We start from the raw sequence: 21,595 nt of genomic DNA, 5'->3' as shown, positions 1-21,595 counted from the left end.
AAGGCAAAGCGGAGAAAAATTTCTACTTTGCCTTTTCTAATGTAAAAATAAATTCGGTGCCGATACCTTCAGTACTGATAACATTGATGTGCTGACCATGTGCGTTGATGATTTCTTTGACAATTGCCAGACCGAGACCGGTGCCTTTCTGGTCTTTGCCACGGGATCGGTCGATTTTGTAAAAACGTTCCCATATTTTATGAATGCTTGCTTTTGGGATTCCGATTCCGTGATCTTTGACAGAAACAAAGATTTTGCCATTCTTTTCGGTGGTTTCAATCGTAATCGTTGAGTTATCCGGACTGAATTTGATTGCATTACTGAGAAGATTATACAAAACCTGCTGGATCTGTTCCATGTCGGCCTGTGCCAGCAGTTCCTTGCCGGACAGAATCAGCTCCAGAAGAATATTACGGCTGGTGCAGGAACCCTCAAAGGAAGCTGCGGTTGCTTTGATTACACCGTTGATATCAAAAGGCTGAATGTTCAGCATACGTTTTTGAATATCGAGTTCGTTGAGAGTCAGAAGCCCGCGGGTAAGCTTTTCCAGACGCTCTGTTTCGTAGGAGATGATCTTTAAGTACTTTTCCTGCATTTCCACAGGAATCGTACCGTCGATCATTGCCTCTATATATCCTTTGATAGAGGTAAGCGGAGAACGGAAATCGTGGGAAATGTTGGAAATAAACTGTCTCTGGTATTCTCCGCTGCGATTCAGTTTATCAGCCATATAGTTCAGGTTTTTTGCCAGATAGCCCATTTCATTTTCGGAATCAAGGGGGATCTGATAAGAAAGATTTCCGTTTGCAAATTCTGAAGCACCTTTTGTGATTTCCCTCAGTGGACGGCGGATATACCGGCTGTACCACAGAAAGAGCGCTGCTGCAACCAGATAAGTGATGATATACAGAAGCTGGATGATCCACAAAAGACCGCTGCGGCTCTGGTAGAGGTCACTCATCAGATAATGAACAGCAACATACCCTTTGATATTCATATCTTCAATGATCGGAGCAATCGTGCTTAAACGAGCTTCCGGGAAATAACCATAGAAGTTCCCAATCTGGTAATAGTTGCTTCCCCAGGAAGCAGGATTAAAACCATCCAGATCAATTGGATGATCAGGAGAAATATCCTTGCGTGTACTCAGGATGAGCTGACCGTTGCTGTTAATGATCCAGATGATCGTATCATTACCTGTGGCAAGAGACAGATTGTTCTGGATTTCTTCCATATCAGAAGAGGTAATGCTGTGGCTGACCAGATCACTTTTGGCAATCCGGTGCGCAGTCTGATACATATCGGAACTGATGGATTTTTCCAGCTGGTTTTCCAGAAGATGGGAGCCCACGTATGTTACCACAAAAAATCCGAGTACACCAAGCAGGATATATATGCCAAAAAATATCGAGATCAGTTTCTTTTTCATTTGTTTTTGACCTCAAATTTATAACCGATGCCCCAGACGGTGGAAAGGCTCCACTGCGGATGATCTTTGATTTTTTCACGCAGACGTTTGATGTGTACGTCTACGGTTCGGGTATCGCCAATATATTCATATCCCCAGATATGGTCAAGAAGCTGCTCTCTGGTAAATACCTGATTTGGAGAGGCTGCCAGAAAATAGAGCAGTTCCAGTTCTTTTGGCGGCATATCCACCTGTCTGCCCATATAGGTGACAGAATAGTTGGTAAGATTGATTGTCAGATCCGGGAAACTTACACATTTTTCATCAGGGTTACCGGCTGGCTGACGAACCTTGAAACGACGGAGAACGGCGCGTACACGGGCAACCAGTTCCTTCGTGTCAAAAGGCTTGATGATATAGTCGTCGGCACCAAGTTCCAGACCGAGAACTTTGTCAAAAGTTTCTCCTTTGGCAGAAAGCATAATGATCGGAACGTCGGAATTGTGACGGATTTCGCGACAGACCTGATAACCGTCGATTCCCGGAAGCATCAGATCGAGCAGAATCAGGTCAGGATGAAAAGTATTGAATTCTTTCAGTGCCTGTTCTCCGTCATTTACGATTCTGGTTTCAAAACATTCTTTTGTAAGATATAAAGAAATCAGTTCAGCAATGTTGTTGTCGTCATCTACGATTAAGATTTTCTGTTTTGTTACCATGGTATTCGCCTTTCTGTTATTTCTTGAATTCTACGATTGTAACACCGGCATCGCCCTCGCCAAATTCACCGAGACGGTAGGATGCGACATGCTTCTGGCGTTTCAGGTAATTGTGTACACCTTTTCTAAGTGCGCCGGTTCCCTTACCGTGAACGATTCGTACTGTTTTCAGATGTGCGATATATGCATCATCCAGATACTTGTCCAGCTCTGCAATCGCCTCGTCAACGGTTTTGCCGAGAAGGTTGATCTCGGTGGAGACGCTTGCAGATTTTGACATGCGGATCTTTCCGGCTCCGGTCCGGGAAAGAGAAGGTGTAGTGATCACCGGTTCATCAATCAGTTCCAGATCAGAAATATGAACTTTGGAACGGATGATTCCCATCTGTACAAACAGATATCCTTTGGAATCAGGGCGCGTACTGATCGTACCTTTGAGATTCATACTGAGGACACGTACAGTATCACCCGGACGGACATCTTTTGCGGTGAGCTCTTTCTTTGGCTTCTTTTTGGCAGCTGGCTGAGACATCTTTTGTTCTGTTTTATTGAGTTTCTGACGAAGTTTCTGACGTTCCCGTTCCACGGCCGCCGTATCTACATAATCATTATGGAATTTATGGAAAAGCTTCATGGTCTGATCTGCATAATCTTTTGCTTCCTGCAGAACTTTGTGGGCTTCTTCGTTTGCCTGACGGATGATGCGGTCTTTCTGAACATCCAGCTTTTCCTGTTTGCTTTCTAACTGTTTTTTTAGTGTTTCGATTTCCTGTTTGTACTGTGCAATTTCCGTGCGTTCGTTTTCAATTGTGACACGGCTTTCTTCGAGAGAAGTCAGGACGTCTTCGAAAGACTCGTCCTGTTCATTGATCTGTTCTTTTGCTTTTTCAATGATGGACTGAGGAATGCCGAGTTTGGAGGAAATTGCAAAGGCATTACTTTTACCCGGAATACCGATCAGGAGACGATAGGTCGGGCTTAAGGTTTCTACATCAAATTCACAGCAGGCATTTTCGACACCTGACGCGGAGAGGGCAAATATCTTCAGTTCACTGTAGTGAGTAGTTGCCATGGTCCGGATTCCACGCTCGTGAAGATAAGAGAGAATGGAGATGGCAAGTGCTGCGCCTTCTGTCGGGTCCGTTCCGGAACAGAGCTCATCAAAAAGTACGAGAGAATGACGGTCTGCTTTATCCAGAAAAGAAACAATATTGGTCATATGTGAGGAAAAAGTACTTAAGGACTGTTCAATACTCTGTTCATCACCAATGTCTGCATAAACTTCATGAAAAAGTGCAAGTTCGCTGCGGTCAAGTGTCGGAATATGAAGCCCGGACTGTCCCATAAGAGTCAGAAGGCCGACTGTCTTGAGGGATACGGTTTTACCACCGGTATTCGGACCTGTGATGACAAGAAGATCAAATGTGTCACCGAGCCGGATGTCGATTGGGACCACTTTCTTTTTGTTGATGAGTGGATGGCGGGCCTTTTTGAGATTGATGCGTCCTTCATCGTTAAAAATCGGTTCGCTGGCATTCATATCCATGGCAAGTGCAGCTCTTGCAAAAATGAAATCAAGCTGTACCATGATCTTAAGGTTCAGTGAAATAGTTTCCTGTTCCAGTGCAATCTGCTGGCTGAGATCTGCAAGGATCACTTCGATTTCTTTTTGCTCCTGTAACTCCAGTTCGCGAATGTCGTTATTTAATTTAACAACAGACATCGGTTCGATGAAAAGTGTAGAACCGGTGGAGGACTGGTCGTGGATCATTCCGGGAACCTGACCTTTGTATTCGGCTTTAACCGGAATACAGTATCTGCCGTTTCGCATGGTGATGACAGAATCCTGCAGATAAGTACGGGCACCGCCGTTTACCAGTGAAGCGAGCTGTGTGTGGATTCGGTCATTAGTGATTTTCATATTGCGGCGGATCTGGCGAAGTGCCGGGCTTGCATCATCACTGAACTCATCCTCAGAAATAATACATCTGCGAATTTCGGCAGAGAGTGGTGTCAGTGGAGAAAGTGCATCAAACATACCATCCAGAGAATCGACCGGAAGATCGTTTCGTTCTTTACGTGAATATGCTTTGACTCTGGAAGTATTTTCCAGAAGAGCGCAGATAGCAAGAATTTCCTGAATACCGAGAGAACTTCCGATTTCCAGACGTTTCAGGGAACCACGTATGTCTTTGACACTTCCGAAAGAAACAGAGCCTTTCTGAAAAAGTCTTGTCAGGGCATCCTTCGTCTGAATCTGCATCAGACGGATCTCTTCAAGATCGGTGGAGGGTTCCAGATTTTTACAGAGCTGCTTGCCCATATAGGAAGAAGCTTTGTCTGTAAGTTTTTCTATGATTTTTGGATATTCCAATGCATTAAGTGCTTTTTGATTCATAATAACTCCTCGTTGCTGAATTGGCTTAGTTTACCAGTTTCTATTCTACATGATTTAGGCAGGAATGAAAAGAAAAATGTGAAATTTTGTTCATAAAAACTTCATAAAATCCGACTCTTCAGAAATACTTGTCGAAAAGTGTCGAATTGTAATCTATTGTGTTATAGCAGAAGTGGCAGTATGATAAAAGAAAAAGGTGTGCGAGTATATATAGTGACTGTTCTTGTTTTGTTACTGTTTATTCCGTTCACAGCAACCTTGTTTTACTTTTAATCGTTAAATCAGTAAGGTTTTTCTTGTGTAGAATATAGCATTAAAGTATAATAAAAGCAGTTTTTTGCACACGTTTAAAAGTTATAATAAGGAAATCGGCAAACCAGATGAAAGTCTGGGACGCAAAGCTACAGGGCCTGTAAAATGGCAGCCAGTTGCATAAAATGAGGTGCACTGTCTGTGAGACGGTGTTTTTTTATTTTTATGATGTTATTTCACAGACGTAATCATCATGATTTTATCGGGAAGAGAGAATAATATGAAAATCAAAAAAATAGCAGGGATGGAAAAGAAATGAAAGAAAAAAGAGTGATCGCAGGCATTCTGCTTGTGGGAATTTTAGCAGTCACCCTGACAGGGTGTAAAAATACAGACAGCAGAAATAAAGAAACCGAAAAGCCGGTCATCACGCTTGGCAGCGACAACTATCCACCATACAATTATCTGAATGAAGATGGTGAGCCTACGGGCATAGATGTAGAACTGGCGGCAGAAGCTTTCAAAAGAATGGGATATCAGGTGGATGTTGTCCAGATTGACTGGGAGAAGAAAAAAGAACTGGTGGAGAGCGGAGAGATTGACTGTATCATGGGCTGTTTTTCCATGGAAGGACGCCTTGATGATTACCGATGGGCCGGACCGTACATAGCAAGCCGTCAGGTGGTTGCTGTAAATGAGAACAGTGATATCTATAAACTGAGTGACCTGGAGGGAAAGAACCTGGCTGTTCAGTCCACAACCAAACCGGAAGGCATCTTTCTGAACCGGACAGATGAGAGAATTCCAAAACTGGGAAATCTGATCAGTCTTGGACACAGAGAGCTGATCTATACGTTCCTGGGGAAAGGATATGTAGATGCAGCTGCCGCACATGAGGAATCGATTGTCCAGTATATGAAAGATTATGATGCAAGCTTCCGTATCCTGGAAGAACCTTTGATGCTCACCGGAATAGGTGTTGCTTTCGCAAAAGATGATGACAGAGGAATCTGTGAGCAGATGAACCAGACTCTGGAAGAAATGCGGCAGGACGGCACGACTCTGAAAATCGTTGGAAAATATCTGGATGATCCGGAAAAGTATCTGGAGGTGGATGATCTTGGATATTAAGAGAAAGAAAAAAGAAAAACGAATCCGGCTGATCGGTGGTCTGATTGGAATCTGTGTGGCTGTAGTCTCTCTGTTTTATTTCTTCCACGCAGAAAAAGCGGAAGCAGAGAAAAGAATGGTGGAGATTGTAAATTATGTCAAAGTGCAGTGTTCAACCTACACTCATTATAATGAATCTTCGGAATCCAAGAGCCTTCTCCGTGCTATTGAAAGTGCCAGACAGATGAGTACAAATATTAACATGGAAACAGAAAACGGCGGTCAGCTGAGCCGGGAATTGCTGAAAGGAAATCTGCAGACTCTCTGGGTGGATGGTATCATTGTACTGGATAAAGAAGGAAAGACGGACTGTGAATACAGCACGGATGAATCTCTTGCCAATGAGATTACGGAGTATCTGCAAAAAGAAATTATCACGGATTTTGCCGGATATGAAGAAAGATCTTATTCGGAACGTTTTATCAGAGAAGACGGGTCACGTATCGACATTGCAGCCTGTGCCAGAAAAGATGCACCGGGTATCGTTGCTGTTTATTATTATACATCTCCGGAATTTGTCAGAAACTATACATTGACGATACAGGGGCTTTTAAACGGCTATAGTGTCCAGAAAGATGGAACGATTATTGTTGCAGATGATGGAACAGTTGTTGCCAGCAATGATGAGAGCATGTTAGGGCAGAATACAGCCGGCAACGAGGTCGTTCAGGCAATGAAAAAGCATACAGACAGTCAGCACATTTATCATTTGAAGAATGAAGGAACCGGATGTTACGGGATCATGCTGAAGCAGCGGGATTATTATATTTATGCATATCTTTCGGACACTGAAGTGTTTCATAACCTTCCATTAAGTGTAGCAGGTGTTGTTTTTCTTTATTTTCTGATATTCAGTATATTCTTATTCTGGAGTCACAGAACCAATCAGGTACATCAGAAACTGGAACAGGAAAAAGATGAAAAATATAAGGCAGAACTTCTGACAGCAGCAAAAAAGGCAGAAGCTGCCAATGAGGCAAAAACAGAGTTTCTTCAGCGAATGAGCCATGATATCAGAACTCCGATCAATGGAATCTGCGGTCTGGTCAATATGGCAGACCATTATGCAGATGATATGGAGAAACAGACGGAATACAGGACAAAGGTTAAAGAGGCATCTAATCTGCTGCTGGAACTGGTAAATGATGTTCTGGACATGAGTAAACTTGAGTCAGGTGAAATCGTTCTGGAAGAGATTCCATTTAATCTGAGCAAAATTTCCAGGGAAGTATTTGTTGTGATCGAGCAGATGGCAGCAGAACAGAATATTCAGATCAAATGGGAGAAAAAAGAAATCACACATCGTGATCTTATTGGAAGTCCGGGGTATGTGAAACGTGTGATGATGAATATTCTGTCCAATGCGATGAAATATAACAGAGAAAACGGACACATCTATATCAGCTGTATTGAAATTCCATCCGGACAGCCAGAAACGACGACAATGGAATTTGTCTGCCGGGATACCGGAATCGGAATGACAGAAGAGTTCCAAAAACATATTTTTGAACCATTTGCACAGGAACATTCAGGAAGCCGTACAAAATTTGCCGGAACAGGTCTGGGAATGCCGATTGCAAAGAAACTGATTGAGAAAATGGGTGGAACGATTACCTTTGAAAGCGTAGAAGGCGTAGGGACGACATTTGTGATCAGGGTTCCATTCCGGATTGATACAGACAGGGACAGCAAAGTTGAAACCGGAGAAAAAACAGAAGTTTCCATCCGCGGGCTGCACATTCTTCTGGCGGAAGATAATGAGCTGAACATGGAAATTGCAGAATTTATGCTTCAGAATGAAGGTGCTGAGGTGACCAAAGCCTGGGATGGACAAGAAGCTGTTAAGATATTCGAAAAAAGCAGGTCTGGTGAGTTTGATGTTATTCTTATGGATATCATGATGCCGGTCATGAATGGTTATGAAGCTGCAAAGATGATCAGGTCTCTGGACAAAGAGGATGCAAAGGCAATACCGATCATTGCAATGACAGCAAATGCGTTCGCGGAGGACAGAATAAGAGCAAAAGAAGCAGGAATGGATGAACATGTTGCTAAGCCTGTTGACGTAGAATTACTGATAAAAGTAATTCATAGATTGGTGGAGTGATGAAAAAATATGGATAAAAGACAAAAAATACTGATTGTAGATGATTCAAAATTTAACAGGGATATATTGAAGGAGATTCTCGGAGAAACTTATAATTATCTGGAAGCTGAAAATGGAAATCAGGCAATCCAGATGATAGGAGAAAATATTGGGATTGATCTGATGCTTTTGGATATCAATATGCCACAGATGAACGGCTTTGAAGTCCTGAAAATAATGAAAAGAAGTCAGTGTATTGAAGAAACTCCTGTAATTATGATCTCTTCTGAAGAATCTGTTGATACTATGCGAGAAGCATATGAGATGGGAATCACAGACTATATCACACGGCCGTTTGACTCTGTTATTGTAAAGAAAAGGGTCCAGAACACGCTGAGCCTTTATGCAAATCAAAATAATCTGGTCAATGTGGTTGTAGACCAGATTTATGAAAAAGAAGAAAATAATAATATTATGATCAGAATTCTAAGTAGTATTCTGGGATCCCGTAACAGTGAGAGCAGGGAACACATCCTGCATATTAAAACAGCAACGGAAATGATGCTGAGACAACTGATAAAAATAACGGACGTCTATCATCTGACAGAAGCAGATATTGCTTTGATCACAACTGCATCTTCACTTCATGATATCGGTAAAATCTATATCCCGGAAGAAATACTGAATAAACCAGGAAGACTGACGGATGAAGAATTTAAGATCATGAAAACTCATAGTAAGCTTGGAGCAGATATAATCCAGGATATACACTTACCACAAGAAAAGCCGCTGGTGCATACTGCATGGGAAATCTGCAGGTGGCATCATGAAAGATGGGATGGAAAGGGATATCCGGATGGACTGAAAGGTGAAGAGATACCGATTTCTGCGCAGGTTGTATCGATTGCTGATGTTTATGATGCACTTACCAGTGAAAGATGTTACAAGAAAGCATTCGATCATGATACAGCAATCAAAATGATTCTGGATGGACAGTGCGGCCAGTTTAATCCAATCCTTCTTAAGTGTTTGAAAGAGCTAAGCCCCCGGATTTTCAAAATATTCAGTAACGAGACGGATGATAGTAAACAGTATTATGAAGCACAGAGGCTCTCTAATGAAATTCTCAGTGAAAAATCTTTACCGCGCAAAAACTATTCCCAGCATCTCATCAAAGTCATGCAGGAAAAGATAGATTTCTTTAAGAAAAACAGTGGCAGGAACTCTGTTGATTACAATGCAGTTTCAGGTCAGCTGACTATAATAAATGAAAATCAGCAGACACTATATCAGAGAGATGATCCAAAATTTGATGTATTCAAAGAGTTTGAAGTAAGTGAAGAAGATGTTCAACATATCAAGGGGTTACTGGCTCATACATCTGTGCAGGATAAAGAAATCTCTGTGCAGATAGAAGCGAAGCTGGAAAATAACCGTCAGCTGTATAATCTGAAATTGCATACGTTGTGGTCTCCATTAAAGAAAGATGGCTATATAGGAATTATTGGATATATTGACAGTGCAAAATAAATTAAGGAGGACTCGTAATGAAAAAGAAAAAATGGAACAGAGTTTTGGCTGCACTTCTGGCAATGGTGACAGCCGTATCACTTCTGTCAGCATGTGGCAGTAAAAGTGCGGAAAAAGAAGATGCAGAAACAATCACGGTGTACTTATGGAGCACAAATCTGTATGAAAAATATGCACCATATATCCAGGAACAGCTTCCGGATATCAACGTTGAATTTGTAGTCGGGAATAATGATCTGGATTTCTATAAGTTCCTTAAGGAAAATGGTGGATTACCGGATATTATAACCTGTTGTCGTTTTTCGCTGCATGATGCAAGCCCGATGAAAGACAGTCTGATGGATCTTTCCACAACCAATGAGGCAGGTGCTGTCTATGATACCTATCTTAGCAATTTTATGAATGAGGATGGAAGCGTAAACTGGCTCCCGGTGTGTGCGGATGCGCATGGTTTTGTAGTGAACAAAGACCTTTTTGAAAAGTATGATATTCCTCTTCCGGCAGATTATGAAAGCTTTGTCTCTGCCTGCCAGGCATTTGAACAAGTGGGTATTCGTGGCTTTACTGCAGACTATTATTATGATTATACCTGTATGGAGACACTGCAGGGGTTGTCAGCATCAGAGTTGTCTTCTGTAGAAGGACGTAAGTGGCGTACTGCCTACAGTGACCCGGATAATACAAAGAGAGAAGGACTGGACAGTACTGTCTGGCCGAAGGCTTTTGAACGTATGGAGCAGTTCATCCAGGATACAGGGCTTAGCCAGGATGATCTGGATATGAATTATGACGATATAGTTGAGATGTATCAAAGCGGCAAGCTTGCCATGTACTTTGGCAGTTCTGCCGGTGTAAAAATGTTTCAGGATCAGGGCATAAACACGACATTTCTTCCATTCTTTCAGGAGAACGGTGAAAAGTGGATTATGACTACGCCATATTTCCAGATGGCTTTAAACCGTGATCTGACAAAAGATGAAACACGCAGAAAGAAAGCAATGAAGGTGCTGAACACAATGCTTTCAGCGGATGCGCAGAACAGGATTGTTTATGATGGACAGGATCTGTTAAGCTACAGTCAGGATGTGGATCTTAAGCTTACAGAATACCTGAAGGATGTGAAACCTGTGATCGAAGAAAACCATATGTATATCCGCATTGCATCAAATGACTTTTTCTCCGTTTCCAGGGATGTGGTGTCTAAGATGATCTCAGGAGAATATGATGCAGGGCAGGCCTATGAGTCATTTAACACGCAGCTTCTTGAAGAAGAATCTGCTTCTGAGGATATCGTGCTGGATTCACAGAAATCTTATTCCAACCGTTTTCATAGTAGCGGCGGGAACACGGCATATTCTGTTATGGCAAACACTCTGCGTGGCATTTATGGGACGGATGTGCTGATCGCAACCGGAAACAGCTTTACGGGAAATGTGCTGAAAGCCGGCTATACAGAAAAAATGGCGGGAGACATGATCATGCCAAATGGTCTTTCGGCTTACAGCAGCAAGATGAGCGGAGCCGAACTGAAAGAGACAGTTAAAAATTTTGTAGAAGGCTATGAGGGCGGATTTACTCCGTTTAACCGGGGCTCTCTGCCTGTGGTCAGTGGCATTTCCGTGGAAGTCAAAGAAACAGATGATGGTTACACATTGAGCAAAGTTACAAAAGATGGAAAAAAAGTTCAGGACGAGGATACTTTTACGGTAACCTGCCTTGCTACACCAAAACATATGGAAGCTTATCCTGCAGATGAGAATATTGTGTTTGAGGGAGGAGATACCACTGTGAAAGATACCTGGACAGGACATATTTCAGATGGTGATGCCATTCTTGCAGAGCCTGAAGACTACATGACTCTGAGGTGAGAAGAATGGATATTAAGAATCATAATAAAGGTAGAAAGAAACCTGTCATGGGAAAACGATTCCGGATAGCTGTCTTTACAGCTGTTTTACTGGGAATTGTTCTGTTGGTTTTCCGGTATTCCAGATTTGTGTCGAAAACTATTTATGAGGAAAGTGTTTCTCATCTGACGGAAGTTTTTCATCAGTCTGATAACATGCTGAGGGAACTGACAGATAAGAACCTGACCTATCTTCATATGTGGGGGGAGAATCTGCAGAATATTTCCAGCGAAGATGAAATTCATGATTATATTAAGAAAGCGCAGGAAGATGCCGGCTTTTTGGAATTCTTTTTTCTGTCAGCTGACGGGAACTATAAGACGGCAACAGGGGAAAACGGGTACCTTGGATTACAGGGAAATACTGAAGAGGAGATCCGGCGGGGAAATGATGTTATTGCGAATGCAACAGTTCCCGGAAAATCTCAGCTGCTTGTTTTTGCCACTCCCAGGGCGCATGGAATCTATCAGGGATTTGAATATGATGCAATTGCCATTGCGTATGAAAATTCTGATATTGTAGATGTGCTGGATATTTCTGCCTTCAATGGAGATGCTCAGAGTTTTACTGTTCATCCGGATGGCCGTGTTGTGGTCGATCATTCTTCTGAGTCATGGGGGAACGTGTATAACTTCTTTGGCGTTCTGAGAGAACATTCAGACATGTCCGAAAAAGAAATCAATGAGCTTTCGGAAAAGTTTAAAGCAGGATGTACCGATGCGATGCTGGTGAATCTGGATAAAGAGAATTACTATCTGGTCTATGAAAAATCGGATATCCAGGACTGGATGTTTCTGGGACTTGTAAGGGAGGATATCGTCAACGCCAGTATGAACAGTCTGCAGCGCAGTACAATGCTTCTTGTCAGTGTGGTTGTGCTCTGTATTGCCGCTTTACTTATCAGCTTTATTATTCAAAAAAGCAGGGCAAGTCTCAGGAGAAAAGATACAGAGATCCTGTACAGGGATGAGCTGTTTCAAAAGCTGTCAATGAATGTGGATGATGTTTTCCTGATGCTGGACGCCAAAACATATCAGGCAGATTATGTCAGCCCGAATGTGGAAAAACTGATGGGATTTACGGTAGAACAGATCCGGAAGGATATTTATATTCTGGGAAAACTGCATCCATGGGATTCTGAGAATTCGAAGAAGAATTATCTGGAGGGAATCCAGACTTCGGAACAGCAGGAATGGGATTTTGAATATCTTCATCAGAAAACAGGAGAACGACGCTGGTTTCATATTGTGGCAATGGGCAGTGAGGTGAATCGGAAGAAGAAATATATTCTGGTTATGTCGGACCGTACCTCTGACAGGAATATGAATCAGGCACTTTCTGAGGCAGTACGTGCTGCAGAGACAGCAAACAAGGCAAAGAGTACTTTCCTTTCCAATATGTCTCACGATATCCGGACACCAATGAATGCAATCATCGGTTTTACTACACTGGCTGTAAGTAATATTGATGATAAGGAAAGAGTACGGGATTATCTTGGGAAAATTCTTTCGTCCAGTAACCATCTGCTCTCACTGATCAACGATATACTGGATATGAGCCGGATTGAGAGTGGAAAGATCCATCTGGAAGAAACAGAAGTCAGTCTGTCGGATGTACTTCATGACCTGAAGACGATCATCAGTGGGCAGATTCATGCGAAGCAGCTGGAACTTTATATGGATGCAATGGATATTACGAATGAGGATGTCTATTGTGACAAGACGCGTCTGAACCAGGTGTTGCTGAATCTTTTGTCAAATGCAGTTAAATTTACACCTGCAGGAGGAACCGTTTCTGTCCGGATCAGACAGCGTTCTGGAACACAGAAAGGCAGTGAGCTGTACGAGATCCGGGTAAAGGATAACGGAATCGGCATGAGCCAGGAATTTGTACAGAAGATCTTTGCTCCTTTTGAGAGGGAGCGTACTTCCACAGTCAGCAGGACCCAGGGCACAGGACTTGGCATGGCCATCACTAAGAACATTGTGGATATGATGGGCGGAACCATTGAGGTTCAGACAGAACAGGGCAAAGGCACCGAATTTATTGTTCGTCTGCCATTCCGGATTCAGTCTGAGCACCAACGTATAGAGAAGATTGCTGAACTGGAGGGCCTTAAGGCGCTGGTTGTAGACGACGATTTTAATACCTGTGACAGCGTGACAAAAATGCTTGTGAGGGTTGGAATGCGTTCGGAATGGACACTTTCCGGCAAGGAAGCTGTTCTACGTGCACGACAGTCTATGGAACTTGGAGATGCATTCCACGCTTATATCATCGACTGGCGTCTGCCGGATATGAATGGGATAGAGGTCACCCGTCAGATCCGAAGCTTAGGTGATGATACACCGATCATTATCCTGACTGCTTATGACTGGTCTGATATCGAAGCAGAGGCCAGGGCAGCAGGAGTGACTGCATTCTGTGCGAAACCTCTGTTCATGTCGGATATCAGAGAAACTTTGATGACTGCCATCGGCCAGAGTCAGTCTGAACCAGAAGATTCGGTTCTTCCGGCAGCAGGTTCAGATTTCAGAGGCAGATGTATACTGCTTGTGGAAGATAATGAACTGAACAGAGAAATTGCGGTGGAGATCCTTAATGAATATGGATTCCTGGTTGATACCGCAGAAAATGGAGCAGAGGCAGTGGAGAAAGTTAAAAATTCAACATCAGGTAAGTATGATCTGGTGCTGATGGATGTGCAGATGCCGGTAATGAACGGATATGAAGCTACAAAGCAGATCCGTGCGTTGGATGATCCTGCACTGTCGGGAATCACTATCCTTGCCATGACTGCCAATGCCTTTGATGAAGACAGAAAGAAAGCACTGGAATACGGTATGGATGGGTTCCTGTCCAAACCAATTGTCATAGAGGAATTGATCAGCACCCTGCAGAGAAACCTGAATTAGCTGTCCAGAGTATTAGCCCCCACAAATAAAGGAAACAAAAAATATGGATAATAATAGAAAAAAATCAACCGTACTATGTGCAGGTATATTTGTGGTTTTAGTAATATGGATAATATTGACAGTACCTTGCCAGGCTGCTGAGACGGATAACGATGAAAAGCAGTCACAGATCATACGTGTCGGTTCATTTGAAGATACCTTTGATTATGTCGACAAAAACGGTGTCAGACGAGGTTATGGCTACGAACTCATGCAGGCTCTGGCAGGTTATACCGGATGGGAATTTGAGTATGTGAAATGCGACTGGTCTGACTGTTTTGATAAGCTTGAAAATGGTGAGATTGATATCATGGGTGATATCTCTTACACCGAGGAACGTGCAAAAAAGATGCTTTTCTCGGATGAACCGATGGGTGAGGAAAAATATATCCTTTATGCTGATTTATCGGATATGGATATTGGGACGTCTGATTTCAAGTTTATGGATGGTAAACGTGTAGGTGTGCTCATAGATACAGAACCTGAAATCATGCTGACAGAATGGGAAAATAAGAATGGCATACATACAGAGCATGTAAATGTGTACAATAATGATGATGTCGAAAAGAAATTAGCAAATCATGAGATTGATTGTTTTGTATCTCTGGAAGAATCCATCTGGTCTGAACAGGGAATAGCATCCGTTACCACGATCGGCAAATCAGGCATATATTTTGCAATAAATAAAGAGCGCAGCGACATCAAGACAGAGCTGGATTATGCTATGCGTCAGCTGGAACAGGATAGTCCTTTTTTTAAGGCAGACCTGTATAAGAAGTATTTTACGCTTGATTATAACCAGAGCCTTACAGGCGGAGAAAAGTCATGGCTGGAAGAGCATGGTGACATCCGTATAGGATTTTTGAACAATGATCCGGCAATTTTTTACAGGGACGAAGCAACTGAAAAACTTACGGGTATGCTGGCAGAATATACCTCTTATGCCAAAGACTGTCTGGGGAATCGGGCACTGAAATTTTATATGCAGGAATATGACAGCTATGACGAAATGACGCAGGCTCTGCAGAATTGTGAGATTGATATGGTTTTTTATGCCGGCAGAAATCCTGATTTCGCAGAAAAAAACGGGTATGCACTTACAAACACAGCCTGGACCTACAGCCTGATGGCGGTAACGGATGAGGGAAAGTTTGATGAGAACAGGGTGTATACAGTAGCTGTACCAAAGGAAAAAGACGCCTTAAAACAGCATATTGCTTTCGGTTATCCGCAATGGAAGCTGGTAGATTATGATTCGCTTGAGGATGCCGCAGATATGGTCATGAATGAAAAAGCAGACTGTTTTCTCATAGGAACCAGTCAGGCACTGAAGTATGATAACAATCGAGATTTCAAGAGTGTTCCACTTACCAAAACAATGGAAGCGTGTTTTGCAGTAAGAGGTGGAGAAGGAACCCTCTTATCGATATTAAATAAAACCTTAAAGGCCATGCCGTCTGACATGCTTACAAGCGCACTTGCTATCTATGACAGTACAGAAGACAAGGTGACTTTTTGGGACTTTGTAAAAGACAATATGTTTGCATTTTTTGTCGCCATAGGATTTTTTTCACTCAGCATCATTAGTATTATCTTCGTACTTTTACGGAAGGCAAGGAAAGCAGAAGCTGTTGCAAAGCTTGCGGCAAATGATACACAAAAGCTCAATGACAAACTGGAAATCGCTTTGAAAAAAGCAGAGGATGCCAGTCTGTCAAAGACCCGTTTTCTTAACAATATGTCACATGACATCCGTACTCCTATGAATGCAATTCTTGGTTATGCACAGCTTATGGAGGATGAGCTGAAAGGAAAAGGGCTGCCTGAAACTTCAGAGCATTTGGAAAAACTACAGCAGTCAGGAACTCTTCTCCTGTCAATCATAAATAATGTACTGGATATGGCCAGAATTGAGAGTGGAAGGATGGAGCTTGATGAGAATTACTGCCGGATTGAAGATGTCTGGAAGTCTTTGTTTGCAGTGTTTGATGAGAAAGCAATGAAAAAGAATATTGTGCTTCATTACGCGATGAATGTAGAACATGAGCATGTACTGACAGATGTTACCAAGGTAAAAGAAATATTCGTCAATATCCTCAGCAATGCCATAAAATATACTCCGGCCGGTGGTTCTGTTATGGTAGATGTAGATGAATTATCTTGTGATGAGTCTGGATACATGATAGTGAGGATTAGTGTCAGTGATACCGGAATCGGTATGAGTCAGGATTATCAGACAAAGATTTTCGAAGCATTTACACGTGAGCAGAACACCACAAAGAGCAAAATCGCAGGAACCGGACTTGGGATGTCAATCGTCAAAAAATATGTTGATCTGTTGGGAGGAACAATAAATGTAGAGAGTGAACTTGGAAAGGGCAGCACTTTTACAGTTACATTAAAGCACAGGATAGCGGATGAAAGCTATTATGTAAAAGAGTACATTGAAGAGTCCGGAACAGGAAGTGAAATCCTTGAAGGCAGGAATATCCTTCTGGCGGAGGATAATGATCTGAATGCGGAGATTGCAGAGGCAATCCTTGAGCGTGCCGGCCTTAAGACAGAGCGTGTGGAGAATGGTATTCAGTGCGTAAACAGAATAATGGAAATGCCAACAGGAACATATGATATGATTCTTATGGATATCCAGATGCCCCAAATGGACGGTTATAAAGCAACGCAGGCAATCAGAAACCTGCCAGATAAGGATAAAGCGTGCATACCGATCATTGCAATGACAGCAAATGCATTTGAAGAAGATAAGAGAGAGGCTATTGCAGCCGGAATGAATGGTCATATCGCAAAGCCGATCCAGGTTGATAAGTTGCTGTCGATGTTAGCGGAAGTTATAAGGCAATAGCTTTTTTAAAAGCGACAGCCAGTATCCGCAGACACAGAAATACAGGCAAAAGCCCCCGGAGGTGCAACTCCGAGGGCTCTCTTTGAAAATACGATTTTAAAGTACCGAACAGTCCGTAAATATAAGGAAAAATGCACTTGATGAAACATGATAAAAATCGAAAAGAATTGTTCATAAAAACTTCATAAAATTTTGCTAAAATAATTTATGAATTATCAGGTTTGAACTTATAGGAGGATTCTTATGGTTAAGCGGAGTGATAAGAAACCATCCTCGGAGAATTATTCTTTTATAAAAGAGACAATTAAGGAACGTCCGACAGACAGAAAAAGCCCTGTAAAGAAATTTCTGACAGCGGCTGTATGTGGTGTGATTTTTGGCGGCTGTACGGTTGGAACTGTAGCATTATTTCTGCCGGGAGTGATTGAAACGATTGAAGATTCGACAGATCATCATACAGAAGTCACCCTGATACCGGCTGTTACGGAAGCACCGGCTGATCTGAAAGAACAGGAGCAGACAGAAACAGGAGAAGGGATGGCTAATACGAAGGCATCCGGTCAGAATGAAGCTCAGTCGTCCACAGCAGAAGACATAGCTGTTAAGGACACGGCAGCAGATGATGCATGGGCAGAGTTGGTGCGAAATGTTGCAGAAGTACCACGTAAGGCACTGGTGCGAATTCTGGCATTGGGAAATGATGCGGATCTTCTGGATGATTCGTTTTTGAAATACGGTGAAGAAGAGGGTTTTGTTTTCCTCAAAAATGATAAGGCGTTTTATATCATGACGTATTCTGACAATATGGATGATGCCGGAAAATTTCAGGTGACATTTTCGAATGGAGATATGGCAGATGCTACGCTTTGCAAGAGTGACAGCCGCACCGGTTTCCTGGTATTCCAGGTTCCTTTTACTGATGTAAAAGAGGCAACGGCAAAAGATATTCCGCAGGTAGCACTTGCCGGAGACGATGACATCGAACAGATGGATGCTGTGATCGCAGTGGGAAGTCCGACAGGAGATTATGATTCTCTTGTCAGTGGGATGATTACTTCTGTTACGGGCACTATGAAAGTGGCAGATGAAGAATATGGAATGCTGACGACAAATATGGTAGGAAGTGAAGACGGAGGCGGCCTTCTTCTAAATATGTCAGGAGAGGTAGTCGGGATCATCTGCGGCGGACAGGAAGATGAGAACAACAGTGTGATTCGTGCAGTCGAGGCAACGCAGCTTCGTTCGCTTCTGGAGGGCATGGCGAATGGAGACGATATCTGTTATATCGGAATCCACGGAGCAACGATTTCAGAATATCAGGTAGAAAATCTGGAACTTCCGGAGGGCATCTATGTGGATTCAGTTGAATCTGATTCTCCGGCAATGACAGCCGGTGTTCAAAGCGGAGATATTGTACATACACTTGACGGACAGGAAATCCGGTCTATGGACGACTACTCTTCGATGCTTCAGAGTCTGAACAGAGGCTCAAAAGTCAAACTTGAGATCTATCGTAGAAATTCTTATGGTACATATGTGAACGTAGAATTGAATGTAATAATAAAGGAAAAATAGAAAGGCAAAATAGAAAGGCAAAATAGAAAGGCAAAAATATATGCGTTTTATCAATGAATTACATGAGGGAGACCGTGTCAGCGGAATTTACCTCTGCAAGCAGAAACAGTCAGCAATGACAAAAAACGGCAAGCCGTACGATAATGTGATCCTGCAGGACAAGACAGGTGTACTGGATGGTAAAATCTGGGATCCGAATTCTCTCGGAATTGATGATTTTGACACACTGGATTATATTGATGTAGTTGGAGATGTTACGACTTTTGCAGGAGCAATGCAGTTGAATATCAAAAGAGTCCGCAAAGCTTCCGAAGGAGAGTATAATCCGGCTGATTATCTTCCGGTCAGCGAAAACAGTACAGATGACATGTACGGACAGATTTTAAACATGATCAAAACAGTAAAAAATGAATACCTGTCCGCACTTTTGAATAAACTCTTTGTGGAAGATAAAGAATTTCTGAAATCTTTTCAGGAACATTCTGCTGCAAAGACGGTTCATCATGGATTTATCGGTGGATTAATGGAGCATACTTTAAGTGTTACGAAGCTTTGTGATTACATGGCAAATGCTTATCCACTGCTCAAAAGAGATCTGCTGATCACTGCTGCACTTCTTCATGATGTCGGCAAGACAAAAGAACTTTCTTCTTTTCCTTTAAATGACTATACAGATGAAGGCCAGCTTCTTGGACATATTATCATCGGTGCACAGATGATCCATGATCTGGCAAAAGACATTCCGAATTTCCCTGAAACACTGGAAAATCAGCTTGTGCATTGCATTCTGGCGCATCATGGAGAACTGGAGTATGGTTCACCGAAAAAACCTGCACTTGCAGAAGCAGTTGCGCTGAACCTTGCGGATAATACAGACGCCCGGATGGAGACGCTGACAGAGATTTTTGCAGCAGACAAGGGCAAGAAGGAATGGCTTGGATATAACAGACTTTTTGAATCAAATCTGAGAAGAACAGGAGACGTTTGATCCTCATGGAATATCGTAAAAATGACATTGTTACGTTAGAAATTGTGGATTGCGGAACAGACGGTGAAGGCATTGGCAAAGCTGATGGCTTCACTGTTTTTGTAAAGGACGCAGTCATTGGAGATACAGTTACAGCCAAAATCATGAAAGCAAAAAAGAACTACGGTTACGGTCGCCTGATGGAGATTCTGAAACCATCTCCATATCGTGTAGATCCGATTTGTCCGTCTGCCCGTCAGTGTGGTGGCTGCCAGCTGCAGGCTGTTTCCTATGAAGAGCAGAAAGCTTTTAAGGAGAAAAAGCTTCGCGGACATCTGGAACGGATTGGTGGATTTAAGGAGCTTCCGATGGAGCCGCTGATCGGAATGGACGAGCCGTATCACTACCGTAATAAAGCTCAGTTTCCGGTCGGAAGAAATAAAGAAGGCAGGATCGTGACCGGTTTTTATGCAGGCCGTACACATGCCATTATTGAGAATCGTGACTGTGCACTCGGGATTCCGCAGAATAAAGAAGTTCTGGATCGTGTGATCGCACATATGGAAAAGTATAACATTGCTCCTTATGATGAAATGACCGGAAAGGGTCTGGTTCGCCATATTTTTGTCCGTTACGGATTTTTTACCGGAGAGCTGATGGTCTGTCTGATCATCAATGGGCAGGATCTTCCGCAACAGAAAGAACTGGTGGAAAAGCTTGGCGAAATTCCGGGCATGACAAGTATTTCCCTGAATATCAATAAAAAACGAAATAATGTAATTCTCGGTGACAAGGTTAAAACAATCTGGGGAAAAGAATACATTACAGATAAGATCGGAGATATTTCTTATGAAATTTCGCCGTTGTCCTTCTTTCAGGTAAATCCGCATCAGACATGGAAGCTGTATTCCAAAGCACTGGAATATGCGGATCTCCATGGAGAGGAAACAGTATGGGATCTTTACTGTGGAATCGGAACCATTTCGCTTTTCCTTGCGCAGAAGGCCAAATTTGTCCGTGGTGTGGAAATCGTTCCGGCGGCTATTGAAGATGCCAGAAGAAATGCACATCTTAACGAAATTGACAATGTAGAGTTCTTTGTCGGAAAGGCAGAAGAAGTGTTGCCGCGTGAATATGAGAAAAATGGCGTGTATGCAGATGTGATCGTAGTCGATCCACCACGAAAGGGATGCGATGAAATGCTTCTTAAGACGATCCTGAAAATGCAGCCGAAACGTGTGGTATATGTAAGCTGCGACAGCGCAACACTGGCGAGGGATCTGAGATTTTTATGTGACAATGGATATGAGTTAAAAAAAGTCTGCGGAGTTGATCAGTTTCCTCAGACGGTGCACGTTGAGACGGTAGTTCTTTTGTCCCAACTGAAACAAAAGCCGGATGATTACATTAATGTCACGATTGAACTTGATGATATGGATATAACATCTGCAGAGACTAAGGCTACATATGATGAGATAAAGAAGTATGTGGCTGAACATAATGCCGGTATGAAGGTTTCCAATCTGTATATCTCACAGGTAAAGAGAAAATGCGGAATTGAGGTTGGAAAGAATTTGCGCGTTGCAACGAGGAGAATGGACTACTTGCAGGGCAATTCGACGACTGCCGCGACAGACTTGGAACTTGTTCCAAGTCCTAATTTACCTAAAAATGAAGATAGCAGGCAACCGCAGTGTCCAGAAGATAAAGAGAGTGCAATTGTGGAGGCATTGAAGCATTTTAAGATGGATAGTTAATAAAGAGAGGTG

General features: G+C 42.6%; 12 protein-coding genes and 1 riboswitch. Of the genes, 9 read left to right on the top strand and 3 right to left on the bottom strand.

From position 1 onward, the window contains the following. Positions 1-22: 22 nt before the first annotated feature. The 3 genes from DWW86_RS13235 to DWW86_RS13225 are packed head-to-tail and all read right to left on the bottom strand — an operon-like array spanning position 23 to position 4,525. Positions 23-1,429: a sensor histidine kinase gene (locus DWW86_RS13235; protein WP_117943652.1), complete on the bottom strand. Its 1,407-nt coding sequence runs from the start codon at positions 1,427-1,429 to the stop codon at positions 23-25. After that, a complete protein-coding gene (locus DWW86_RS13230; protein ID WP_072521490.1) occupies positions 1,426-2,127 on the bottom strand; it encodes a response regulator in 702 nt (233 codons plus the stop codon). The genes DWW86_RS13235 and DWW86_RS13230 overlap by 4 nt, the downstream gene beginning before the upstream one ends. A 16-nt stretch (positions 2,128-2,143) precedes the next feature. Beyond that, entirely contained in the window at positions 2,144-4,525 is a 2,382-nt protein-coding gene (locus DWW86_RS13225; protein ID WP_117943651.1) for an endonuclease MutS2, read from the bottom strand. A gap of 360 nt (positions 4,526-4,885) precedes the next feature. Further along, positions 4,886-4,961, top strand: a riboswitch (cyclic di-GMP riboswitch). Between the two features lie 131 nt (positions 4,962-5,092). Between DWW86_RS13225 and DWW86_RS13220 the strand changes: the two genes are divergently transcribed. The 9 genes from DWW86_RS13220 (at position 5,093) to rlmD (ending at position 21,583) form a co-directional block, all read left to right on the top strand. Beyond that, a complete protein-coding gene (locus DWW86_RS13220; RefSeq protein WP_117943650.1) occupies positions 5,093-5,908 on the top strand; it encodes a substrate-binding periplasmic protein in 816 nt (271 codons plus the stop codon). Beyond that, the gene (locus DWW86_RS13215) at positions 5,892-8,054 is read left to right on the top strand and encodes an ATP-binding protein (protein ID WP_117943649.1); all 2,163 of its coding nucleotides are present in this window, start codon (positions 5,892-5,894) and stop codon (positions 8,052-8,054) included. The genes DWW86_RS13220 and DWW86_RS13215 overlap by 17 nt, the downstream gene beginning before the upstream one ends. A gap of 9 nt (positions 8,055-8,063) precedes the next feature. Next, positions 8,064-9,563: a response regulator gene (locus tag DWW86_RS13210; protein ID WP_072521468.1), complete on the top strand. Its 1,500-nt coding sequence runs from the start codon at positions 8,064-8,066 to the stop codon at positions 9,561-9,563. A gap of 17 nt (positions 9,564-9,580) precedes the next feature. After that, the gene (locus tag DWW86_RS13205) at positions 9,581-11,431 is read left to right on the top strand and encodes an ABC transporter substrate-binding protein (protein ID WP_015540878.1); all 1,851 of its coding nucleotides are present in this window, start codon (positions 9,581-9,583) and stop codon (positions 11,429-11,431) included. Between the two features lie 5 nt (positions 11,432-11,436). Further along, on the top strand, positions 11,437-14,385 hold the full coding sequence (locus DWW86_RS13200; RefSeq protein ID WP_117943647.1) for a hybrid sensor histidine kinase/response regulator: 2,949 nt from the start codon (positions 11,437-11,439) through the stop codon (positions 14,383-14,385). A gap of 91 nt (positions 14,386-14,476) precedes the next feature. After that, positions 14,477-17,284: an ATP-binding protein gene (locus DWW86_RS13195; RefSeq protein WP_286187730.1), complete on the top strand. Its 2,808-nt coding sequence runs from the start codon at positions 14,477-14,479 to the stop codon at positions 17,282-17,284. A 243-nt stretch (positions 17,285-17,527) separates the two neighbouring features. After that, a complete protein-coding gene (locus DWW86_RS13190) occupies positions 17,528-18,859 on the top strand; it encodes a S1C family serine protease (protein ID WP_117943643.1) in 1,332 nt (443 codons plus the stop codon). Between the two features lie 40 nt (positions 18,860-18,899). Beyond that, complete coding sequence (locus tag DWW86_RS13185; protein ID WP_072521462.1) at positions 18,900-19,847, top strand: 3'-5' exoribonuclease YhaM family protein; 948 nt, start codon at positions 18,900-18,902, stop codon at positions 19,845-19,847. A gap of 5 nt (positions 19,848-19,852) precedes the next feature. After that, the gene (rlmD, locus tag DWW86_RS13180; protein WP_117943641.1) at positions 19,853-21,583 is read left to right on the top strand and encodes a 23S rRNA (uracil(1939)-C(5))-methyltransferase RlmD; all 1,731 of its coding nucleotides are present in this window, start codon (positions 19,853-19,855) and stop codon (positions 21,581-21,583) included. The last annotated feature ends 12 nt before the right edge of the window (positions 21,584-21,595 follow it).

Origin of the sequence: Ruminococcus sp. AF17-22AC, from assembly GCF_003460065.1 — a bacterium.
Classification (GTDB): domain Bacteria; phylum Bacillota; class Clostridia; order Lachnospirales; family Lachnospiraceae; genus Blautia_A.
Note: the sequence above shows the minus strand (reverse complement) of the source record. Positions and strands in the feature narration are given on the sequence as shown.

What these genes read in the sequence shown, in the direction of transcription:
- DWW86_RS13235 (WP_117943652.1), bottom strand. Translation starts at nt 1,429, where the DNA reads ATGAAAAAGAAACTGATCTCGATATTTTTTGGCATATATATCCTGCTT.
- DWW86_RS13230 (WP_072521490.1), bottom strand. Translation starts at nt 2,127, where the DNA reads ATGGTAACAAAACAGAAAATCTTAATCGTAGATGACGACAACAACATT.
- DWW86_RS13225 (WP_117943651.1), bottom strand. Translation starts at nt 4,525, where the DNA reads ATGAATCAAAAAGCACTTAATGCATTGGAATATCCAAAAATCATAGAA.
- DWW86_RS13220 (WP_117943650.1), top strand. Translation starts at nt 5,093, where the DNA reads ATGAAAGAAAAAAGAGTGATCGCAGGCATTCTGCTTGTGGGAATTTTA.
- DWW86_RS13215 (WP_117943649.1), top strand. Translation starts at nt 5,892, where the DNA reads ATGATCTTGGATATTAAGAGAAAGAAAAAAGAAAAACGAATCCGGCTG.
- DWW86_RS13210 (WP_072521468.1), top strand. Translation starts at nt 8,064, where the DNA reads ATGGATAAAAGACAAAAAATACTGATTGTAGATGATTCAAAATTTAAC.
- DWW86_RS13205 (WP_015540878.1), top strand. Translation starts at nt 9,581, where the DNA reads ATGAAAAAGAAAAAATGGAACAGAGTTTTGGCTGCACTTCTGGCAATG.
- DWW86_RS13200 (WP_117943647.1), top strand. Translation starts at nt 11,437, where the DNA reads ATGGATATTAAGAATCATAATAAAGGTAGAAAGAAACCTGTCATGGGA.
- DWW86_RS13190 (WP_117943643.1), top strand. Translation starts at nt 17,528, where the DNA reads ATGGTTAAGCGGAGTGATAAGAAACCATCCTCGGAGAATTATTCTTTT.
- DWW86_RS13185 (WP_072521462.1), top strand. Translation starts at nt 18,900, where the DNA reads ATGCGTTTTATCAATGAATTACATGAGGGAGACCGTGTCAGCGGAATT.
- rlmD (WP_117943641.1), top strand. Translation starts at nt 19,853, where the DNA reads ATGGAATATCGTAAAAATGACATTGTTACGTTAGAAATTGTGGATTGC.